At 66.4% G+C, this 19,158-nt stretch carries 16 protein-coding genes, 1 tRNA gene and 1 riboswitch; of the genes, 6 read left to right on the top strand and 11 right to left on the bottom strand.

What is annotated here, in order from left to right:
• Positions 1–62: 62 nt before the first annotated feature.
• Positions 63–314 (bottom strand): GlsB/YeaQ/YmgE family stress response membrane protein, encoded by a 252-nt coding sequence (locus WS69_RS07795; RefSeq protein ID WP_025990481.1) that lies wholly within the window; start codon positions 312–314, stop codon positions 63–65.
• Between the two features lie 438 nt (positions 315–752).
• On the opposite strand from WS69_RS07795, the gene WS69_RS33080 reads away from it, so the two are divergent.
• Genes WS69_RS33080 through WS69_RS07810 form a run of 4 tightly spaced genes read left to right on the top strand, consistent with a single transcriptional unit; the run spans position 753 to position 3,387 of the window.
• On the top strand, positions 753–1,460 hold the full coding sequence (locus WS69_RS33080) for a hypothetical protein (RefSeq protein WP_156437995.1): 708 nt from the start codon (positions 753–755) through the stop codon (positions 1,458–1,460).
• A gap of 1 nt (position 1,461) precedes the next feature.
• Positions 1,462–1,971, top strand: coding sequence for a hypothetical protein (locus tag WS69_RS30465; RefSeq protein ID WP_197419224.1), 510 nt, complete (start codon positions 1,462–1,464; stop codon positions 1,969–1,971).
• A complete protein-coding gene (locus tag WS69_RS07805; protein ID WP_442854893.1) occupies positions 1,914–2,702 on the top strand; it encodes a phage integrase in 789 nt (262 codons plus the stop codon). Before WS69_RS30465 ends, WS69_RS07805 begins: the two co-directional genes overlap by 58 nt.
• Positions 2,644–3,387 (top strand): hypothetical protein, encoded by a 744-nt coding sequence (locus WS69_RS07810; protein WP_231747093.1) that lies wholly within the window; start codon positions 2,644–2,646, stop codon positions 3,385–3,387. The genes WS69_RS07805 and WS69_RS07810 overlap by 59 nt, the downstream gene beginning before the upstream one ends.
• A gap of 99 nt (positions 3,388–3,486) precedes the next feature.
• On the opposite strand, the gene WS69_RS07815 is transcribed toward WS69_RS07810, so the two are convergent.
• From WS69_RS07815 to WS69_RS07825, 3 genes are all read right to left on the bottom strand, one after another.
• Positions 3,487–3,562: transfer RNA gene (locus WS69_RS07815), tRNA-Thr, on the bottom strand.
• Between the two features lie 296 nt (positions 3,563–3,858).
• Complete coding sequence (locus tag WS69_RS07820; RefSeq protein ID WP_059470225.1) at positions 3,859–4,875, bottom strand: class 1 fructose-bisphosphatase; 1,017 nt, start codon at positions 4,873–4,875, stop codon at positions 3,859–3,861.
• A gap of 126 nt (positions 4,876–5,001) precedes the next feature.
• Positions 5,002–5,934 (bottom strand): LysR family transcriptional regulator, encoded by a 933-nt coding sequence (locus WS69_RS07825; RefSeq protein WP_059470226.1) that lies wholly within the window; start codon positions 5,932–5,934, stop codon positions 5,002–5,004.
• Positions 5,935–6,050: 116 nt separating this feature from the next.
• Between WS69_RS07825 and metE the strand changes: the two genes are divergently transcribed.
• Positions 6,051–8,345, top strand: coding sequence for a 5-methyltetrahydropteroyltriglutamate--homocysteine S-methyltransferase (gene metE / locus WS69_RS07830; RefSeq protein ID WP_059470227.1), 2,295 nt, complete (start codon positions 6,051–6,053; stop codon positions 8,343–8,345).
• A 193-nt stretch (positions 8,346–8,538) separates the two neighbouring features.
• On the opposite strand, the gene pepN is transcribed toward metE, so the two are convergent.
• A complete protein-coding gene (gene pepN, locus WS69_RS07835; protein WP_059470228.1) occupies positions 8,539–11,241 on the bottom strand; it encodes an aminopeptidase N in 2,703 nt (900 codons plus the stop codon).
• A gap of 218 nt (positions 11,242–11,459) precedes the next feature.
• Between pepN and WS69_RS07840 the strand changes: the two genes are divergently transcribed.
• On the top strand, positions 11,460–12,164 hold the full coding sequence (locus WS69_RS07840) for a DUF4136 domain-containing protein (RefSeq protein WP_059470229.1): 705 nt from the start codon (positions 11,460–11,462) through the stop codon (positions 12,162–12,164).
• Positions 12,165–12,342: 178 nt separating this feature from the next.
• Here WS69_RS07840 and WS69_RS07845 read toward each other — a convergent pair whose 3' ends face one another.
• The 6 genes from WS69_RS07845 to WS69_RS07870 all read right to left on the bottom strand — a co-directional run bounded on the left by WS69_RS07845 (position 12,343) and on the right by WS69_RS07870 (position 18,903).
• Complete coding sequence (locus WS69_RS07845) at positions 12,343–12,915, bottom strand: TMEM165/GDT1 family protein (protein WP_059470230.1); 573 nt, start codon at positions 12,913–12,915, stop codon at positions 12,343–12,345.
• A 76-nt stretch (positions 12,916–12,991) separates the two neighbouring features.
• A riboswitch (yybP-ykoY riboswitch) is annotated at positions 12,992–13,128 on the bottom strand.
• A gap of 453 nt (positions 13,129–13,581) precedes the next feature.
• A complete protein-coding gene (gene guaD, locus WS69_RS07850) occupies positions 13,582–14,892 on the bottom strand; it encodes a guanine deaminase (RefSeq protein WP_059470231.1) in 1,311 nt (436 codons plus the stop codon).
• Between the two features lie 25 nt (positions 14,893–14,917).
• Positions 14,918–16,294: an NCS2 family permease gene (locus WS69_RS07855; protein ID WP_059470232.1), complete on the bottom strand. Its 1,377-nt coding sequence runs from the start codon at positions 16,292–16,294 to the stop codon at positions 14,918–14,920.
• Between the two features lie 67 nt (positions 16,295–16,361).
• Positions 16,362–17,387 carry an adenosine deaminase gene (locus WS69_RS07860; RefSeq protein WP_059470233.1) on the bottom strand — a complete coding sequence of 342 codons (1,026 nt, stop codon included), beginning with the start codon at positions 17,385–17,387 and terminating at the stop codon, positions 16,362–16,364.
• Between the two features lie 41 nt (positions 17,388–17,428).
• Positions 17,429–18,460, bottom strand: a complete 1,032-nt coding sequence (gene xdhC / locus WS69_RS07865; RefSeq protein ID WP_059470234.1) for a xanthine dehydrogenase accessory protein XdhC — start codon at positions 18,458–18,460, stop codon at positions 17,429–17,431.
• Positions 18,461–18,477: 17 nt separating this feature from the next.
• Positions 18,478–18,903 carry a hypothetical protein gene (locus WS69_RS07870; protein ID WP_059470235.1) on the bottom strand — a complete coding sequence of 142 codons (426 nt, stop codon included), beginning with the start codon at positions 18,901–18,903 and terminating at the stop codon, positions 18,478–18,480.
• Between the last annotated feature and the right edge of the window lie 255 nt (positions 18,904–19,158).

Below are 19,158 nucleotides of genomic sequence, written 5' to 3' on the forward strand. Positions count from 1 at the left end.
GAGATGGAGGGAAGGCGGGGAAAGCGCCCGGCGGCCATGCGGCGCGCCGGGCGACGTACACGTCAGGCTCGCTTGAATAGCCGGATCACGAACAACAGGATGACGGCGCCGATGACGGCGACGATGATCGAGCTGATGAACCCGCCGCCGATGTGAATGCCGAGAATGCCGGCGAGCCAGCCGCCGATGACTGCGCCGACGATGCCGACGATGATGTCCACGAGCAGCCCGAAGCCGCCGCCCTTCACGAGCAAACCGGCAAGCCAGCCGGCAATTGCGCCGATGATGAGCCACATAATCAAGCCATGAGCCATGGTGGTCCTCTCCTTTGTTAACTTCCACGAATTAACCGACGTCGGGCGATGCCTGTGACGTGACGCGGATCACACGCCGATCCCGGAGCGTCGCACACGCAATTTACTGCAATAGACGGGTCAGGATCGTTAAGTAATGTTACGCACCTCGTCCGGATTGACCAACTATTTTTTTGCGAGCCGGATTTTGGTGAGCGGATTGAAATAAAAACGTAAGGAAAACTTGCGATCGATTCTCTTGCAGACATTCGATCGCATCAGCGAACGATACGCATGCGGCATCGCAGCGAGCTGCCGAATCGTTCGCGCTGCAAAGCGTTCCAACGGTAGCGGGTGCGGGACGGGCGCACCGTGCGGTGCGTCACTGTTCATGGGGCGAACGAATCGCGGGCGCGATCCTTTAGATCGAGACGCTTTGATGCGGAGCCGTTTGATGCTGTGCTGAACGTGCCGCTTTCAAACGGATGGGATCGCGGCGAAGGGCGGCATATCCGGGACGGCGCTGAAGATGCGGGAAGGGGACGGACGAGCGACTTCGCCGACGATCTTCGGCCGTCTCGGACGAATACGTTTTGTCGATTCATGAAGATCCTCGCTCGCGTTGAGTTGTGCTCGAGCGCCCGACAAGAAAAAGCGAAGTTGTGGAACTCCGTCTTTCCTTGTCCTTTGGCGATCTTCGCGTATTGGCCGGATGTCGGGGGGCGCAGATCTATCGTCGTCGCGGAGATATTGGTCTTGGGATCGCTCGTCCGAGGATGCGCGCGACCGGCGCGTCGCTTCTTCGTGACGCGATGCCGTAGGTGCAAGGCGTATCCGGAAGCCGGCATCGAAGTCGTTCGCTCATCTTCGCCGGAGGTCGTCGTGCTCGAAACCCGTCGCTCGCCGGATGTCGTATCGATCGCGGTCACGCTGGTTCTATGCCTTTGCTGGGGCTCGCAGCAGGTCGTCATCAAGATGACCGCACTGCGCGGCGATGCGCGCTTGTCAATGGCGTCGCTGCGGCGAACGCGATGCACGCACGGCTACGGGAAAGCGGACGCACAAATCGAAAAGGGCCGCGACGCTTTCGCGTCGCGGCCCTTGAATCTGTTGGTGCCGGAGATAGGAGTCGAACCTACGACCTTCGCATTACGAATGCTCGTATGAAATGACTGTGCGTTACAAAACAAAGGCTTATCGAGAGTCGGGTGCTGCTCCTGCACGAGTGCCAATTGCGTCGTCGCGCGCCTCTGTGACTTCGGCTGACGAATTGGTGTTCTCGGGCGAGGCGTCGGAGATTCGTGATTTGAAAAAGGTGCTCGCTGAACTGGATCGCGTGCCGGGCGAGGTCGTGGTGCGTGGGTGGGTGTATGAGGTGTCCAACATCAATTCACGCAATTCGGCCTTCAGCATCGTGGCGAGCCTGTTTGGCGGTATTCCGGGTTGGGGCGGCAAGCTGAGTTTGTCGAACGGTTCAACGGATGCCGATCCTACGGCGCTGCGCTTTTCGAGTTCGATGCTCGATGTGGCGATTTCGGCGCTCGATGCCGACAGTCGATTCAAGCAAATCAGCGATCCGCACGTGCGTGTGAGCCAACCGCGGATACCTTTTCGGCCGACATGTTCGCGAGCTATCGAGCTAAGCGACTCGAAGCTGGTATTAGTGCGTCGAATATGAACCGGGAGCACGCTACGCTGCGGGCCGTGTTTAACGAGCTTTCCCGCCTTGGCTTGTGGGAGCGCGAGAATCCGCTGGGAAAGCTGCGACAGTTCAAGGTGCAGGAGCGGGAGCTATCGTTTCTCGATGCCGAGTCGATCCGTGTGTTGCTTCGCGAGTTGCAGGCGTCCAGAAACCCTGGGGCTGAGCTGATTGCGATCGTGTGCTTGTCTACAGGCGCGCGGTGGTCTGAGGCTGAGACGTTGACGCGCAGTCAAGTTCGGAACGGCCAGATACAGTTCTCCAGGACGAAAAGTCGGCGTACTCGTGCGGTTCCGATCGACGACAGGTTGCAGCAGCGTATGTTGGCTCATGCGGATGCACATGGGCGCGGTGTCCGGATTTTTTCGACGGCGTTCTCGGCGTTCCGCGAAGCCGTCGAGCGGGCTGGGTTAGAGCTTCCGGCCGGGCAGTTGACGCATGTGTTGCGGCATACCTTCGCGAGCCATTTCATGATGAACGGCGGTAACATTTTGACGCTGCAGCGAATATTGGGGCACGCTAACCTGACGATGACTATGAGGTATGCGCATCTGTCGCCGGAGCACCTTCAGGAGGCGAAGATGCTGAATCCGGTATCTAGGTTAGATGGTCGGTTGACGGCTTTCGGGGCGAAGGATGGGGACGAACAATATGAAGCGAAGAGACCTGTATGCGCAAGCGCTGAGCAATATGGAGGCCACGACGCATGACCTGTGCGGCCGTATTGATCCACCTGTGATGACCACTTTTGCGCGAACGGCTCACGGTTTTCGCTACGCGGAGCAGGGCGCCCGGCAGGCGATTGTTCAGAAGATGGCGAGGGTCGTGAGCGGACTTAGGGCGGTGCTGCTCCTGCTCGATGAGGGCTACATTCAAGAGCAGGCTGCGGTTTGCCGCATGGTGGATGAGGCTTGCGAGGATGTTAGCTTTCTGGCGCTCGGGCTGCTTCTCGGGGAAACGGACTTACACCGCCAGTTTCTCGAAGAGTTTTTCCTGGAGGACTTCGAGGACGCTGATAGGCCGCACGACACGCGGATCAAACGGCCAAGTATCCGTCGATCGCGGATTCACGCTTACCTTTCGAGTAATCCTGTTGCCGGGCCGAATCCGAGCGGCGGTGTGGCGGCGATGCAGGCGATTCACAAGACGAATTCGGGGTTCGTGCACGGGGCGTCGCCGCACTTGATGGAAATGTATGGCGGTCAGCCTGCCCGGTTTCATATGGCGGGAATGCGTGGAACGCCGTTTTGGGGTGATCACGCTGCTGACGTCTGGAACTATGTGTATCGAGCGATCGTAAGCTTTGCTATGGCCGCACGGGCTTTTGGTGACGACGCGCTGTTTGCGAAGATTTACGCGTACTCGAAGGAGTTCGAGAAAAGCGAGCCTAGGTAGCGGGAGAGGGTTGGCGGTGCGCTTGTCCGCGCGTTGACACTTCGTTGACAGGCTGGAAGTAAAAAGGGCCTAGCCTTGCGGCTAAGCCCTTGAATTACTTGGTGCCGGAGATAGGAGTCGAACCTACGACCTTCGCATTACGAATGCGCTGCTCTACCAACTGAGCTACACCGGCAACAAAGAAATAAAATTATAGGGAGCTAGCGGCGGGCTGGCAAGAGGGTTTGGCAAAAAAATCGGTATTTTTTGTCGATGCCGGTAACTGCCTGATTCGACGGGCATGCGGGCGATCGATTCAGGCCGGTTTGCCGGCATTCGACTGGCTCGCATCGATCAAAACGCGTGCTCCCGCTGCGAAGGGCATCGTGCGAGCGACGCCTTGTTCACGCGTCACCCGGCCGAGCGGGCCCCGCATGCCGCACAGATCGCATGCGAAAGAGCGGGGCGGCGCCCGACCGGCGCGATTCCGCGTTACGGCTGGGCGTCTTCGTGATAGCGCGTGACGCGCTCGACTTCGTTCTTCGAGCCGAGGATCACCGGCACGCGCTGGTGCAGGCCGGTCGGCTGCACGTCGAGGATGCGCTGCAGGCCCGTCGTCGCCGCGCCGCCCGCCTGCTCGACGATGAACGACATCGGGTTCGCTTCGTACATCAGGCGCAGCTTGCCCGGGCGGTCCGGCGTGCGCTTGTCGGCCGGATACATGAAGATGCCGCCGCGGTTCAGGATCCGGTGCACGTCGGCGACCATCGACGCGATCCAGCGCATGTTGAAATTCTCGCCGCGCGGGCCGTCGGCGCCTGCGTTCAGCTCGTCGACGTAGCGTTTCACCGGGTCGTACCAGTGGCGCGCGTTCGACGCGTTGATCGCGTATTCGCGCGTGTCCTCCGGAATGCGCAGGTTGCTCTGCGTGAGCACCCACGAGCCGACTTCGCGGTCGAGCGTGAAGCAGTTCACGCCGTTGCCCGTCGTCAGCACGAACACGGTCTGTGGGCCGTATACCGCGTAGCCCGCGGCGACCTGCTCGGTGCCCGGCTGAAGGAACGACTGCTCGGTCGCCTGATGGCCGTCCGGACAGCGCAGCACCGAGAAGATCGTGCCGATCGACACGTTCACGTCGATGTTCGACGAGCCGTCGAGCGGATCGAACACGAGCAGGTATTCGCCGCGCGGGTAGTTCGACGGGATCGGGAAGAACGTCTCCATTTCCTCCGACGCCATCGCGGCGAGGTTGCCGCCCCATTCGTTCGCGTCGAGCAGGATTTCGTTCGACAGGATGTCGAGCTTCTTCTGCACTTCGCCCTGGACGTTCTCGCTGCCGGCCGTGCCGAGCGCTTCGCCCAGCGCGCCCTTGCTCACGTTGTAGCTGATCGCCTTGCACGCGCGCGCGACCACTTCGATCAGAAGGCGTAGGTCGGCGGGGAGGTTGTTGGTCTCACGCTGCTGCTCGATCAGATACTTGGACAGCGTGGTGCGTCGGGTAATGGACATGGGGACTCCGAGAGGCTGACGAATGCGTTCGATGTTGGGATAGGAATAGGCTCGATTTTACCCGCCGTGCGCGGCGGCCGACGGTTTTTCGGCGAAAGCGGGTCGGAACGGCGCGCCGCGCGCCGCCTACAGCAGCTCGATCTCGGGCAGCGACGCCGCGCTCGTCTCGCGCATCGTCGCGACGAAATCGGCCGCGTACGGGCGCGGCGAGAACGCGGGCAGCGTCGCCGCGTAGAGCTCGCCCGACAGCGTCGAGCCGTTTGCGCGCAGCACCGGGCGCGCGCTCACGTAGCGCTTGTCCAGGTAGGTCGCGACCGCCCACAGCGGCAGCGCCGCGACGCCTCGCCGGCTCGCGACGAGCTGCAGGATCGCGACCGTCAGCTCCGACGTGCGCCGCTTCGGCTCGATGCCGGCGGGCTTCAGCACCTGCCTTACGATGTCGAGCATCTCGTCGGGCACCGGATACGTGATGAGCGTCTCGTCGCGGAAGTCGTCCGCGGCGAGCGACGCGCGCTGCGCGAGCGCGTGGTCGTTGGCGACGAGCCCGACGATCTGGAAGCGAAAGAGCGGGTGATAGTCGACCGCCTCGCCGGCGTCGGCCTCGGCGACGATCGCGAGATCCGCGCGGTCCTGATGCAGGAGGCCGATCGGGTCCGCGTGAAAGCCCGACACGATGTCGAGCTCGACTTCCGGCCAGCGCTGCCGGAACGCGTCCATCGCGGGCATCAGCCAGTCGAAGCACGTGTGGCATTCGACCGCGATCCGCAGCGCGCCATCGGTGCCGAGCGCGAGACGCGCGATGTCTCGCTCGGCCTCCTCGATCGCGGGCACGACCTGCTCGGCGAGTGCGAGGAGGCGCTTGCCCGCCGCGGTGAACGTGAGCGGCGCGGACTTGCGAACGAAGAGCGGCAGCCCGAAGTGCGTTTCGAGCGCCTTCAACTGATGCGACAGCGCCGACTGCGTCAAGCACAGATACTGGGCGGCGCGCGACAGGTTGCCGGTGTCGCGCAGCGCGACGAGCGTCTGCAGATGCCGGAATTCGAGCGGGGAACGGATCATTGCGGAAAACTTGGCCGGTGACGATGTTGAAAAATATTCATGTTGTTCGGCAAAAACTTTCGTTTGAGTAATGATAGGGCAAATCCGATACTACCGGTCACTTCTGGAGGATCGAGATGAGCACTGCACACATCCTGGGTTTTCCGCGCATCGGCGCGCAACGCGAATTGAAGTTCGCCCTCGAGCGCTATTGGCGCGACGGCGCCTCGGCCGACGCCGAACGCGCGCTTGCCGACACCGGCCGAGCGTTGCGCGCCGCGCACTGGCGGGCGCAGCGCGACGCCGGGCTCGATTGCATGACGGTCGGCGACTTCGCCTGGTACGACCACGTACTGACGACGCTCGCGCACGTCGGCGGCCTGCCGCCGCGGTTCGGCTTCGACGCCCGCGCGCTCACGCTTGCCGACTACTTCGCGGCCGCGCGCGGCAACGCCGCGCAGCCGGCGATGGAAATGACGAAGTGGTTCGATACGAATTACCACTACCTCGTGCCCGAGTATTCGCCGGCGACGTCGTTCGGGCCGGGCGTCGAGTGGCTGTTCGACGAGGTGCGGGAGGCACGCGCGCTCGGCCATTCGGCGAAAGCGGCGCTCGTCGGCCCACTCACGCTGCTGTGGCTCGGCAAGGCGCGCGACGGGCTCGCCGATCGCCTCGAGCTGCTGCCGCGCCTGCTGCCGGCGTACCGTTCGCTGCTCGCGCGGCTGAAGGAAGAGGGCGTCGATTGGGTGCAGATCGACGAACCGATCTTCGCGCTCGATCTGCCCGCCGCGTGGCTCGACGCGGCGCAGCCGACCTACGAAGCGCTCGTGCCGGACGCGCCGAAGCTGCTCGTCGCGACGTATTTCGACGATGCGAGCGAGCATGCGGCGCGCTTGAAGGCGCTGCCCGTCGCGGGCCTGCACATCGACCTCGTGCGCGGCGACGCGCAGCTCGACGCGTTCGTCGCCGATTATCCGGCCGACAAGGTGCTGTCGTGCGGGATCGTCGACGGCCGCAACGTGTGGCGCACCGACCTCGACCGTTCGCTCGCGCGGCTCGCGCCGGTGCGCGACGTGCTCGGCGAGCGGCTGTGGGTCGCGACGAGCTGCTCGCTGCTGCACGTGCCCGTCGATCTCGCACACGAGCCGAAGCTCGACGATGAGCTGAAGTCGTGGCTCGCGTTCGCGGTGCAGAAGACGCGCGAGGTCGCGGCGCTGCGCGACGCGCTCGTGAAGGGGCGCGCGGCGGTCGCGGCGGAATTCGACGACGCGGCGGCGGCCGCCGCCGCGCGGCGCACGTCGGCGCGCATCCACAACCCGCTCGTGAAGCGCCGCGTCGAGGCATTGACCGGCGCCGACGCGCGCCGCGCGAGCGCGTATCCGGCGCGCGCGGCCGCGCAGCGAGCGCGCTTCGACCTGCCGCCGTTGCCGACGACGACGATCGGCTCGTTCCCGCAGACGCAGGAGATTCGCCGTGCGCGCGCGGCGTTCAAGCAGGGCGTGCTCGATCATCTCGGCTATCTGGAAGCGATGCGCGAGCAGGTGCGCATCGCGATCGACAAGCAGCTCGCGTACGGACTCGACGTGCTCGTGCACGGCGAGGCGGAGCGCAACGACATGGTCGAGTACTTCGGCGAGCTGCTGTGGGGCTTCGCGATCACGAGCAACGGCTGGGTGCAGAGCTACGGCTCGCGCTGCGTGAAGCCGCCGCTCGTCTACGGCGATGTCTATTTGCCGGAGTCGATGACGGTCGGCTGGGCGACCTATGCGCAGAACCTGACGACGAAGCCGGTGAAGGGGATGCTGACGGGGCCCGTGACGATGCTGCAATGGTCGTTCGTGCGCGACGACCAGCCGCGCGCGACGACCGCGCTGCAGATCGCGCTCGCGCTGCGGCAGGAGACGCTCGATCTCGAGAAGGCCGGCATCGGGATGATCCAGATCGACGAGCCGGCGCTGCGCGAGGGGCTGCCGCTGAAGCTGCGCGAGCGCGCCGCGTATCTCGACTGGGCGGTGCGCGCGTTCAAGGTCGCGTCGTCGGGCGTCGCCGACGCGACGCAGGTCCACACGCACATGTGCTATTCGGAGTTCGGCGACATCCTGCCGTCGATCGCCGCACTCGACGCCGACGTGATCTCGATCGAGACGACCCGCTCGAACATGGAACTGCTCGACGCGTTCGAGACGTTCGAGTATCCGAACGAGATCGGGCCGGGCGTCTACGACATCCATTCGCCGCGCGTGCCCGGCGCGGACGAGATCGAGCGGCTCATCCTGCTCGCGCTCGAGCGGATTCCGGCGGAGCGCTTGTGGGTGAATCCGGACTGCGGATTGAAGACGCGCGAATGGCAGCAGGTCGACGCGGCGCTCGCCGCGATGGTCGAAGCGGCGAAGCGCGTGCGCGAGACGGTCGCGCAAACGGCGCTCGTGTGATTCGACGCGGCAGCGCGTAGCGATGGGCGCGCGGCGCATGTGCGCGCCGCGCGTCGACGCGTTCATGCCGCGTGGACGTTGCGCGATTCGTATCGATTCGAATCGATTCGCCGGTTCGACGAAAAGGCCGGCATCGCATGACGCGATACCGGCCTTTTCGTTTTCGTCTACCGCTGGAAAATACGGCGCGCCGTCAGGCGAGCGCCTTCTCGACGATCTCCCGCACGTCGCGCGACTGCGCGTTCGCGGCGACGCGTTCGAGCGCGTCGCGCATCTTGTCGCGCAGCGCCGGCGTGAAGCGCCGCCACATCTCGAGCGCGCGCGCGAGCCGCGCGGCGACCTGCGGATTGAGCGCGTCGAGCGCGAGCACCTGGTCGGCCCAGAACGCGTAGCCCGAGCCGTCGGCCGCATGGAACTGCGCGGGGTTCGCCGAGCAGAAGCCGAAGATCAGCGAGCGCGCGCGGTTCGGATTCTTCAGGTTGAATGCCGGATGCGCAAGGAGCCTGCGCACGACGTCGAGCGTCGGATGCTCGGGCGTTCCGCGCCGCGTCGCCTGCATCGAGAACCACTTGTCGATCACGAGCGCTTCCTTCTCGAAGCGGCGATAGAAGTCGTCGAGCGCGTGATCCGCCGACTGCGCGGCGTCGGCCGAGCCCGCGGCCGACGACAGCAGCGCGACGAGCGCGGACGCGCGGTCGGTCATGTTGTTCGCGGCATCGTATTGGGCGTTCGCGAGACGGATCGCATCGGCCGGCTCGTCGAGTTCGGCGAGGTACGCGAGCGCGAGGTTCTTCAGCGCGCGGTGGCCCGCGTCGTCGGGCGTCGGCGCATACGCGCCCGGCGTCTGGTGGCGTTCGTGGACCGCGAGCCAGTCGCCGCGCAGCGCCGTGGCGAGCCGGCGGCGCACGAACTGGCGTGCGCGATGGACGGCGGCCGGATCGGCTTCGGTCATCTGATCGGCGAGGTAAGCCTCCGACGGCAGCGTGAGCGCGAGCTCGCGGAACGCGGGCGACAGCGTGTCGTCGGTCAGCACGCGCCTGAACGCGGTGATGAACGCATCGTCGAGTGTGAGCGGCTGTTGCGCAGCCGCGCGCGCGGCGAGCGTCAGCAGCGTGCGCGTCGCGAGGCGCTGGCCGGCTTCCCAGCGGTTGAACGGATCGCTGTCGTGCGCGAGCAGGAACGCCAGTTCTTCGTCGCGGTAGTCGTACTCGACGATCACGGGCGCGGAGAAGTTGCGCAGCAGGGACGGCAGCGGCGCCTCGTCGACGTCGACGAACGTGAACGTCGTCTCGGATTCGGTCAGCTCGAGCACGCGCGTCGTGCCGGACGCGGCCGCCTCGCCTTCGACGCGCAGCGGCAGATCGCGGCCGTCGGCGCCGATCAGACCGATCGCGAACGGGATCAGGAGCGGCCCGTTCTGCGTTTCGCGCGCCGCGGGCGCGGCGTCGCCGTAGCCTTGCCGCAGCGTCACCGAGTAGCGCTTCGCGGCGGCGTCGTACGCAGTCCGGACCGTCACGCGCGGCGTGCCCGCCTGGCTGTACCAGCGCTCGAACTGCGCGAGGTCGCGGCCGTTCGCGTCGGCCATCGCGTGACGGAAGTCGTCGCACGTGACCGCCTGCCCGTCGTGACGCCGGAAGTACAGATCCATCCCCTTGCGGAAGCCATCGCGGCCGAACAGCGTCTGGTACATCCGCACGACTTCCGAACCCTTCTCGTAGACAGTCATCGTGTAGAAGTTGTTGATCTCGACGTAGCTCTCTGGCCGCACCGGGTGCGCCATCGGGCCCGCGTCCTCGGCGAACTGAAGCTGGCGCAGCACGCGCACGTCCTCGATCCGCTTGACCGCGCGCGCGGCCGCGTTCTCGCCGCCGCCCGCCGACATGTCGGCCGAGAATTCCTGATCGCGAAACACGGTCAGGCCTTCCTTCAGGCTCAACTGGAACCAGTCGCGGCAGGTCACGCGGTTGCCGGTCCAGTTGTGGAAATACTCGTGGCCGACGACCGATTCGATGTTCGCGAAGTCGACGTCGGTCGCCGTCTCCGGATTCGCGAGCACGTACTTCGTGTTGAAGATGTTGAGCCCCTTGTTCTCCATCGCGCCCATGTTGAAATCGCCGACGGCGACGATCATGAAGCGGTCGAGATCGAGCTCGAGGCCGAAGCGCTTCTCGTCCCAACGGATCGAGTGGATCAGCGAATCCATCGCGTGGCGGGTCTTGTCGAGATCCTGCGGCTCGACCCATACCTGCAGCAGTTTTTCCTTGCCGCTGCCCGACGTGATCTTTTCCTCGAGCCTGACGAGCTTGCCCGCGACGAGCGCGAACAGGTAGCTCGGCTTCTTGAACGGGTCTTCCCATTTCGCGAAGTGGCGGCCGCCCGGCAGTTCGCCGGAATCGACGAGGTTGCCGTTCGACAGCAGCACCGGGTACGCGGCCTTGTCCGCGCGCAGCGTGACCGTGTACGACGCCATCACGTCGGGGCGGTCGACGAAGTAGGTGATGCGCCGGAAGCCTTCCGCCTCGCACTGCGTGAAGAAGTTGCCGCTCGACACGTAGAGGCCGGACAGCGTCGTGTTCGATTCGGGCGCGCATGCGTTCTCGATCGTCAGCTCGAACACGTCGGGCACGTTCTCGATGGTCAGGCCGTGCTCGTGCGCGCGCACGGCGTCGTACGGCTCGCCGTCGACGCGCGCGCCGACGAACTCGAGCGCTTCGCCCATCAGCTCGAAGTGCGGCGCGGGCGCGGCGTCCGGGTTGCGGCGCACGCGCATCGTGTTCTTGACGATCGTGCGCGCGGGCTCGAGATCGAATTCGAGCGCGACGGCGTCGATCAGGAACGCAGGCGGCGTGTAGTCGCTACGGCGGATCACGGCGGAGGGGGCGGCGGTATCGGACATGTCGATCGTGGGCGTAAGAAAGAGAGGGGGCGCGCCGATCGGGCGGCGCGGCAACAAAAACCCATTGTACAAAGCCTTTGCACGCGGTGCGCGGGACGAACTTTTCGGCGGCGCGAACGGTCTTTGTATTATCGGCGCGGCGCTCGCGCGACGGCGTATGATCCGGTCATCGCGACGTCCGGCCAGCCCGCGCGGTGCCACCGACTAAGAGGACGAACATGAAACGCAATCCCATCATCCGCGGCGCGGCGCTCGTCGCGGGTGCCCTGATCGTGCTGCTGTCCGGCTGCACGTCCTATGTCGCGACGCAGGTCACGGCGTTCTCGAACTGGAGCGGCAGCGACGCGACGCGCAGCTACGCGTTCGTCCGGACCGCCGAGCAGCAGAACAGCCTCGAGCAGTCGACTTACGAGCAGATCGTCGGCAACGAGCTGTCGACCTACGCGTTCACCCGCGTGCCGACGAAGGACGCGCGCTACCTCGTCGGCCTCGCGTACGGCATCAAGAGCGACTGGGTGTCGGTGCCGCAGCCCGTCTACTACGACCCGTGGTTCGGCCCCGGCCCGTACTGGCGCGGCGGCCCCTGGGGGCCGTTCGGCCCGTGGGGACCGTTTCCGGCGGGCTACGTGAACCAGAGCTACCAGATCTTCCAGCGCTCGCTCGAGATCCGGATCACCGAGCGCGCGACGGGCAAGGAGGTCTACAACGTCGCGGCGCGCAACGCGGGCGACGGTTCGTCGCTGCTGCAGGCGATGCCGTATCTTGCCCGTGCGGCGCTCGCCGACTTCCCACTCGGCAACGGCACCGTGCGTACGGTGCGGCTGCCTGTCGACAAGAACGGCGCGCCCGCGCCGATGCCTTCGAACGAGCGCGCGGCGCCGGCCGCGCCCGCATCCGGCGCCGCTACGGTGCCGGCGCGTTGAACGGACGACCTGGCGAGGCGGAAAGCCGATGAAGCGGCAAGTCACGATGCGGCACTCGGCAGCGGGCGCTGCGCCGGGCCGGCAGACAACGGGCCGCAGCCTCCGCTGTGAGCCGCTGCAGTGCGCCGTGGGGCTGCGCCAGCGAATGTTCCGCCGGCCTGATGCGGCTTTCGTGCCGTCAAGCGCCGCCGTGGACGAACGCGAGCGCGCCGAGCACGATGAACAGGACGGCCGCGATGCCGTGGACGAGCTTCGTCGGCAGCCGGTGCGCGAAACGGTCGCCGAGCAGGATTGCCGGCACGTTCGCGAGCATCATTCCGAACGTCGTGCCGGCGACGACGCCGATGTAATCCTGGAAGCGCGCGGCGAGCGCGACGGTCGCGATCTGCGTCTTGTCGCCCATTTCCGCGAGGAAGAATGCGACGAACGTCGCGCCGAACACGCCGAGCCGCGAGCGGTTCGCGTTCGCCTCGTCGGCGTCGAGCTTGTCCGGCACGAGAATCCACAAGCCCATCCCGATGAACGAGATCGCGAGCGCCCAGCGCATCACCGACGGCGTCAGATACACGCCGAGCCACTCGCCGAGCGCGCCGGCGAAGCCGTGGTTGATCAGGGTTGCGGCGAAGACGCCGACGATGATCGGCAACGGCTTGCGGTAGCGGGCGGCGAGGACGAGGGAGAGCAACTGGGTCTTGTCGCCGATTTCGGCGAGGGCGACAGCGCCTGTCGAGATCAGGAAGGCTTGAGTCACGGAACGGATATCCCTGGGCCTGGTTGAACGCGAGCGACGATTCGCCGCGCGCCGGGCCCATCTACGGCGTGCGGTGAACCATCGGTCTCGCCAGGCCTTGCGGGCTGCGTCCGCCATGGCCGCGACGGCCAAGTCTGTTGACGGACGCCTCCGTCACGAGCGCGCCGGGCGGCGTCGGCTCGGGCGGAGCGGCTACTCCCCAATGAGGAGCGGATTCTAGCACGCCTTTTTTGCATGAAGGGATGCATTGTTGCGGTTCGTCGCCTCGGGCGGAGCAACGCGTGCAATTGATGCGGTGGGGGATGTCGCAGGCGCAAGCGTGTGTCGACGGACGCGGGCGGCATGGGCGAAAGCGGAGCAAACGTGGGCGACGCGCGGTCGTGAAAGAAATGCAGGGACGCGCCGGTCGCGTTCGATTCGAATTCGAGGGCATGGACGCGTGCGGGCGCGAGGCGGTCCGGCGAGGCCGCGAGCGGGAGCCGCGTTCGTCGGCGGCGTTTCGATGCGTGCCCGCGCGTGTCGGTCTCTGCGCTGTCGCGGCTGCTGCACCGCAGCGTCGTGCGGGATCGCCATTAGAACGTCAATCGAACGTCAGTCGATGCGCGCCGATGCAGCCGGACCGCCGCCGTGTTTCCTCGCCGAACGGCCCGTCTTCTACACGCGCATTCAGCGCGCGTCCGCGCCGTCGCGCCGATGCACGCAGCGGCCCGCCGCGTACGTGCGGTAGACCGCGCGATCGTCGCCGAGCAATGCGAGCGCGAACAGCAGCTCTTCGAGCGATTCCGCGCGCGCCGTGCGGCGCGCGAGAAGCGGCGTCGCGGCCGGATCGATCACGACGAAGTCGGCTTCCGTGCGCGGCGCGAGCGTGCCGATCGTGTCCGCGAGATCGAGCGCGTGCGCGGCGCCTGCCGTCGCGAGCCAGAACATCCGCGTCGCGCTCAGATGATGGCCCGTCATCCGTGCGATCTTGTGCGCCTCGTTCATCGTTTGCAGCATCGAGAACGACGTGCCGCCGCCGATGTCGGTCGCGAGCGTAACAGCCATCCGCTGCGCGTTCGCGCGATCGAAATCGAACAGGCCGCTGCCGAGGAACAGGTTCGACGTCGGGCAGTGCGCGGCGATCGCCCCCGTTTCCGCGAAGCGACGGCGATCGGCGTCGTCGAGATGGATGCAGTGGCCGTACACCGCGCGGCGGCGCAGCAGGCCGTAGTGATCGTAGACGTCGAGATAGCTGCGGCGCTCGGGGAACAGCGCGGCCGCCCAGCGGATCTCGTCGAGGTTTTCCGCGACGTGGCTCTGGATGAACACGTCCGGATTGCGCTTCGCGAGCGCGCCGCACGCTTCGAGTTGCTCGTGCGTCGACGTCGGCGCGAAGCGCGGCGTCAGCGCATACAGTTGCCGGCCGTGGCCGTGCCAGCGGCCGATCAGCTCGGCGCTGTCGTCGTAGCCCGACTGCGCGGTATCGCGCAGGAATTCGGGGCAGTTGCGGTCCATCAGCACCTTGCCCGCCACCATCCGCAGGCTGCGCGCGTCGCTCGCCTCGAAGAACGCGTCGGCCGACTGTTTGTGCACCGTGCAGTAGACGAGCGCCGTCGTCGTGCCGCACGCAAGCAGCGTATCGAGGAAGAACGCGGAGACCTCGCGCGCATGCGCGGGATCGGCGAAGCGCCGCTCGGTCGGGAACGTGTAGCGGTCGAGCCATGGCAGGAGGCCCGGCGCGGGCGACGCGATCATTTCGGTCTGCGGATAATGGACGTGCGTGTCGATAAAGCCGGGCACGATCAGCTTGTCGCGCATCTCGACGAGGGTCGCGCCGGGTGCGAGACACGGCGCGAGCGCCGCGTGCGCGCCGGCCGCGACGACGCGTCCGTCGTCGACGATCAGCAGACCGTCTTCGTCGTACGCGGCCATGTCGGCCGACTGCGCGGGATCGCCGTTGAACGTGAGGAGGCGCGCGCGGAAAGCGGTTTGAGTCATCGTAGGGAATCCGTATCGATTGAAGTCAGAGCCGCGCGACGAGAAGAACCGACAGCGCAGCGACGACCCACATCGCCGGCTTCACGTCGTGGCGGCGGCCCGTGAAGAGCTTCAGCACGACGAACGCGAGGAAGCCGTAGGCGATGCCTTCGGTGATCGAGTACGTGAGTGGAATCAGGATCATCGCGAGGAAAGCGGGGATCGCCTCGTCGAAGCGATGCCATTCGATCTTCGTGATCGATTCCATCATGAACACGCCGACGAGCACGAGCGCGGGCGCCGTCGCGATCGCGGGCACGAGCGAGAGCAGCGGCGACAGGAACAGGAACGGCACGAAGCATAAGCCCGCGACCACCGCGACGAGGCCCGTGCGGCCGCCCGCCGAGATGCCCGCCGCCGATTCGATGTACGCGTTCGCGGGGCTCGTGCCGAGCGGCGCCGACACGACGGCCGAGAACGCGTCGACGATCATCGATTGGCGGATGTTGCGCGGATTGCCGTCGCGATCGCGCAGGTTGCCGGCTTCCGAGATCGCCATGAACGTCGACAGCGCGTCGAAGAACGCGGTGAACAGCATCACGAAGATGAACGGCCAGTATGCGAACTTCAGCGAGCCGAGCAGATCGAGCTGGCCGATCGCCGAGAAGTCCGGCGCAGAGACGAAGCCATTCCAGTTGACGAGGGTCTTCGTCGCGATCGCGGCGGGCCAGTAGGCGCTGCCGTCGCCCCACAGGCGGCCGATCGGAATCGCGAGCAGCGTCGTCGCGACGATGCCGAGCATGAGCGCGCCCGTCACGCGGCGCACGACGAGCACGGTCGTGATCGCGAGGCCGACCAGGAACGTGACGATCACCGGATTGAGCGATGTCGCATGGACGATCGTCACCGGATCGCCGACGATGAACTTCGCGTTCACGAGCCCGATCAGGCTGATGAAAAGGCCGATCCCGCACGACACGGCGTGCCGCAGGTTGGCCGGAATCGCGTCGACGACGAGCTTGCGCGCGTTGAACGCGGCGAGCGTCGCAAACAGCACGCCTGCCCAGAATACGCAGCCAAGCGCGGTCTGCCACGGCATCTTGCCGCCGTGGACCATCACGAACGTGAAGAGCGCGTTCATGCCCATGCCCGGCGCGACGAGCACCGGATTGCGTGCGTAGAGACCCATCGCGCAGCTGCCGAGGAAGCTGACGATCACGGTCGCCGTCAGCGCGGCCGGAAACGGCACGCCCGCCTGTGACAGGATGCCGGGATTGACGACGATGATGTACATCGCGGTCAGGAACGTCGTCGCGCCGGCGACGATCTCGGTGCGCAGCCGCGAGCCGGACTCGCGGATGCCGAAATGGCGCTCGAGCGCCGGGCGTTTCGCGGGCGCGGCCGTGCCTTGATAGAGGTCCATCGTCAAGCTTTCCCCAGTGTCTCGTGTCGAGCGCATCGCGTCGCAACGCGCGCGCGTTGTGCGGTCGTCAGGCCGCGTGCCAGTGCGCGTCGAGCTTCGCGATCAGCGCCGCGCGGTCGCCGGCGTTCACGAACGACGCTTCGAAGCCGTTCCTGATCACCGTGTAGACGTCTTCGTCGCCAAGCTTCAGCGCGTCGACGGTCGCGAAGTAGTTTTCATTGACGTAGCCGCCGAAATACGCGGGATCGTCGGAGTTGATCGTCACCGCGACGCCGCGATCGAGCAGGTCCTTCAGCGTGTGCTTCGTCAGGTCGTCGAACACGCGGAGCTTCAGGTTCGACAACGGGCAGACGGTGAGCGCGATCTTCGCGTTCGCGAGGCGCGCGACGAGCGCCGCGTCTTCCGAGCTGCGCACGCCGTGATCGACGCGATCCACTTTCAGCACGTCGAGCGCTTCCGTCACGTATTCGGGCGGGCCTTCCTCGCCCGCGTGCGCGACGAGCTTGAGGCCCCGCTCGCGCGCCTTGTCGAACACGCGCGCGAACTTCGACGGCGGATTGCCGCGCTCGGACGAGTCGAGGCCGACGCCGATCAGGCGATGCGCATAGCGGTCGAAGAGGGGCAGCGCCGCTTCGAACGTCGCGAGCGCATCTTCCTCCGAAAGGTGGCGCAGGAAGCACAGGATCAGTTTGCTCGAGAAGCCGCGCGGCTCGGCGTCGGCGAGCGCGCGATCGATGCCCGCGACGACCGTCTCGATCGGCACGCCGCGCTCGGTGTGCGTCTGCGGATCGAAGAAGATCTCCGCGTGCGCGACGTGATCGGCGAGCGCGCGCTCGACGTACGCGGCCGTCATGTCGTAGAAGTCCTGCTCGGTGAGGAGCACGCTCGCGCCCGCGTAGTAGATGTCGAGGAACGACTGCAGATCCGCGAATGCGTACGCGGCGCGCAGCGTGTCGATCGAATCGTACGCGAGCTTCACGTCGTTGCGCTGCGCGAGCTTGAAGATCAGCTCGGGCTCGAGCGAGCCTTCGATGTGGATGTGCAGCTCCGCCTTCGGCGCGCGGGCGATCTTGTCTTTGAGTGTCGGGGTCATTGTGGTATCGGTTGTCGCATCTTGGTTTGAATGACGGCGATTCAGTACGCGCCGGTGCCGGATGGCGAAGGCGACGCGGCCGGATGCTCGTGCGCGCGCCGTGCATCGACGGTCTGCAGGATCTGTGCGGCGACCGCGATCGCGATGGCCTCGGGCGCCTTGTCGACGATGCCGGGCACGCCGATCGGGCATTGCATCCGCGCGATCTGCAGCGGATCGATCCCGCGCGCGGCGAGCCGATGCTCGAACTGCATCCGCTTCGTGCGCGAGCCGATCATCCCGAAGTACGCGTAGTCGCCGCGCATGAGGATCCGGTGCGCGAGCTCGAGATCGCGGGCGTGATTGTGCGTCATCACGACGAAGTACGCACCGGGCTCCGCTTCGTCAACCGCTTCGTCGGGGGCATCGTTCGCGTCGAGCGCGAGGTTGCGGATGCCCGCGAGCGAGTCGGGCGGCGGGAACTGCGCGTCGCGCTCGTCGACCCAGCGCACGTGACATGGCAGCGTCGCGAGCACGCGCACGAGCGCCGCGCCGACATGCCCGGCGCCGAACAGCACGACCGAGAACGCGCGTGGCGCGATCGTCTCGGTCAACAGCGCCGCGCCGCCCGTGTCCCACAGCAGGCAGTCGGGGCGCGCGGCGCCTGGCTCGGGCTCGCTCAGCATCACCGCGTCGGGGTCGGGGCCGAACGATACGCTGCGCACAGTCGGCGCGCCCGCCGCCGTGCGCTTCGCGAGCGACGTGACCCAGCCGAGGTCGGCGATGTCGAGCCGCTCGAATGCGAGCATGACCGCGCCGCCGCAGCATTGGCCGAGGCTCGGGCCGAGCGCGAGCCGCTCGAGCCGGCGCGCGTGCGGCGCGCGCGCGCCTTCCTTGAGCAATTGTCGTGCGATCTCGATCGCCTTCCATTCGAGATGGCCACCGCCGATCGTATGGCGCGCGGCGTCACGCGTGACGAGCATCTTCGTGCCCGCGTCGCGCGGCGCGGAGCCGTCGACGCGTGCGACCGTCACGAGGACGGCCGCGTCGCCGCGGGCGAGCAGATGCTGCAGGTCGGTGAGCCAGGTTTCCATCCGGCGCTTCTCCAGAATCAGACCGTGACGGCCGGGCGGGCGGCGGTTGCCGCGTGGATGACGCGTCGCGCTCGTGTGGCGCGGGCGGTGTCGAGATTCGTCGCGTGCGGCGTCAGTCGAGGGGCGGCTGCGGCGATAACGCAGCGGCGCTTCGTGCCGCGGTGCAGCGATCGCGGAATCGCAGCGGAAGGCCGCGGCACGCGGAACGGGAAGCTGATGCCGTTAGCCCGGTCGCCAAAATCGATGCGGCACGCGCCGAAAACCCGGCAAAGGCGAGTGGTGTCGCGCGTCGCATGCGCGACGCATCGGCTGACGTCGAACGTTCGGATTCGCGGCGAACGGGCGCGATGCGCGTCGTCGGCAGGCCGGACGCCTCGCGTGTCGTCGCGCGGGGCGGCGCGAACGAGGCCGCGGCGGGAAATGCGGATGGTTTGCGTTGTCATGGCGAATCCACGGGACATTGCGGATCAGGCGCGCGTTACGCTGGGTCGAGAGGCTCCCGCCACGCGCACGTAGATCGCCATCCGGAAACGAAGATAGCACCGCAAAAATGCGGCGGTATGGCGTGGCGATGATGCGGGCTATTCGGCGGCGATCATGATGCACATAGGATTCGCGCGCCGGGCCGAAGTTGCCGGGCGGCGGGAAACCGTCGCGCTGCGCGGTTTGCGGCCGATTGGGGAAGCCGACGCGGCGCC

It is taken from the genome of Burkholderia sp. BDU5, assembly GCF_001522845.1.
GTDB classification, from domain to species: Bacteria; Pseudomonadota; Gammaproteobacteria; order Burkholderiales; family Burkholderiaceae; genus Burkholderia; species Burkholderia mayonis.

Coding starts and splice junctions, on each gene's coding strand:
- WS69_RS07795 (WP_025990481.1), bottom strand. CDS start 314: ATGGCTCATGGCTTGATTATGTGGCTCATCATCGGCGCAATTGCCGGC.
- WS69_RS30465 (WP_197419224.1), top strand. CDS start 1,462: ATGACTGTGCGTTACAAAACAAAGGCTTATCGAGAGTCGGGTGCTGCT.
- WS69_RS07805 (WP_442854893.1), top strand. CDS start 1,914: ATGTTCGCGAGCTATCGAGCTAAGCGACTCGAAGCTGGTATTAGTGCG.
- WS69_RS07810 (WP_231747093.1), top strand. CDS start 2,644: ATGAAGCGAAGAGACCTGTATGCGCAAGCGCTGAGCAATATGGAGGCC.
- WS69_RS07820 (WP_059470225.1), bottom strand. CDS start 4,875: ATGTCCATTACCCGACGCACCACGCTGTCCAAGTATCTGATCGAGCAG.
- WS69_RS07825 (WP_059470226.1), bottom strand. CDS start 5,934: ATGATCCGTTCCCCGCTCGAATTCCGGCATCTGCAGACGCTCGTCGCG.
- metE (WP_059470227.1), top strand. CDS start 6,051: ATGAGCACTGCACACATCCTGGGTTTTCCGCGCATCGGCGCGCAACGC.
- pepN (WP_059470228.1), bottom strand. CDS start 11,241: ATGTCCGATACCGCCGCCCCCTCCGCCGTGATCCGCCGTAGCGACTAC.
- WS69_RS07840 (WP_059470229.1), top strand. CDS start 11,460: ATGAAACGCAATCCCATCATCCGCGGCGCGGCGCTCGTCGCGGGTGCC.
- guaD (WP_059470231.1), bottom strand. CDS start 14,892: ATGACTCAAACCGCTTTCCGCGCGCGCCTCCTCACGTTCAACGGCGAT.
- WS69_RS07855 (WP_059470232.1), bottom strand. CDS start 16,294: ATGGACCTCTATCAAGGCACGGCCGCGCCCGCGAAACGCCCGGCGCTC.
- WS69_RS07860 (WP_059470233.1), bottom strand. CDS start 17,387: ATGACCCCGACACTCAAAGACAAGATCGCCCGCGCGCCGAAGGCGGAG.
- xdhC (WP_059470234.1), bottom strand. CDS start 18,460: ATGGAAACCTGGCTCACCGACCTGCAGCATCTGCTCGCCCGCGGCGAC.
- WS69_RS07870 (WP_059470235.1), bottom strand. CDS start 18,903: ATGACAACGCAAACCATCCGCATTTCCCGCCGCGGCCTCGTTCGCGCC.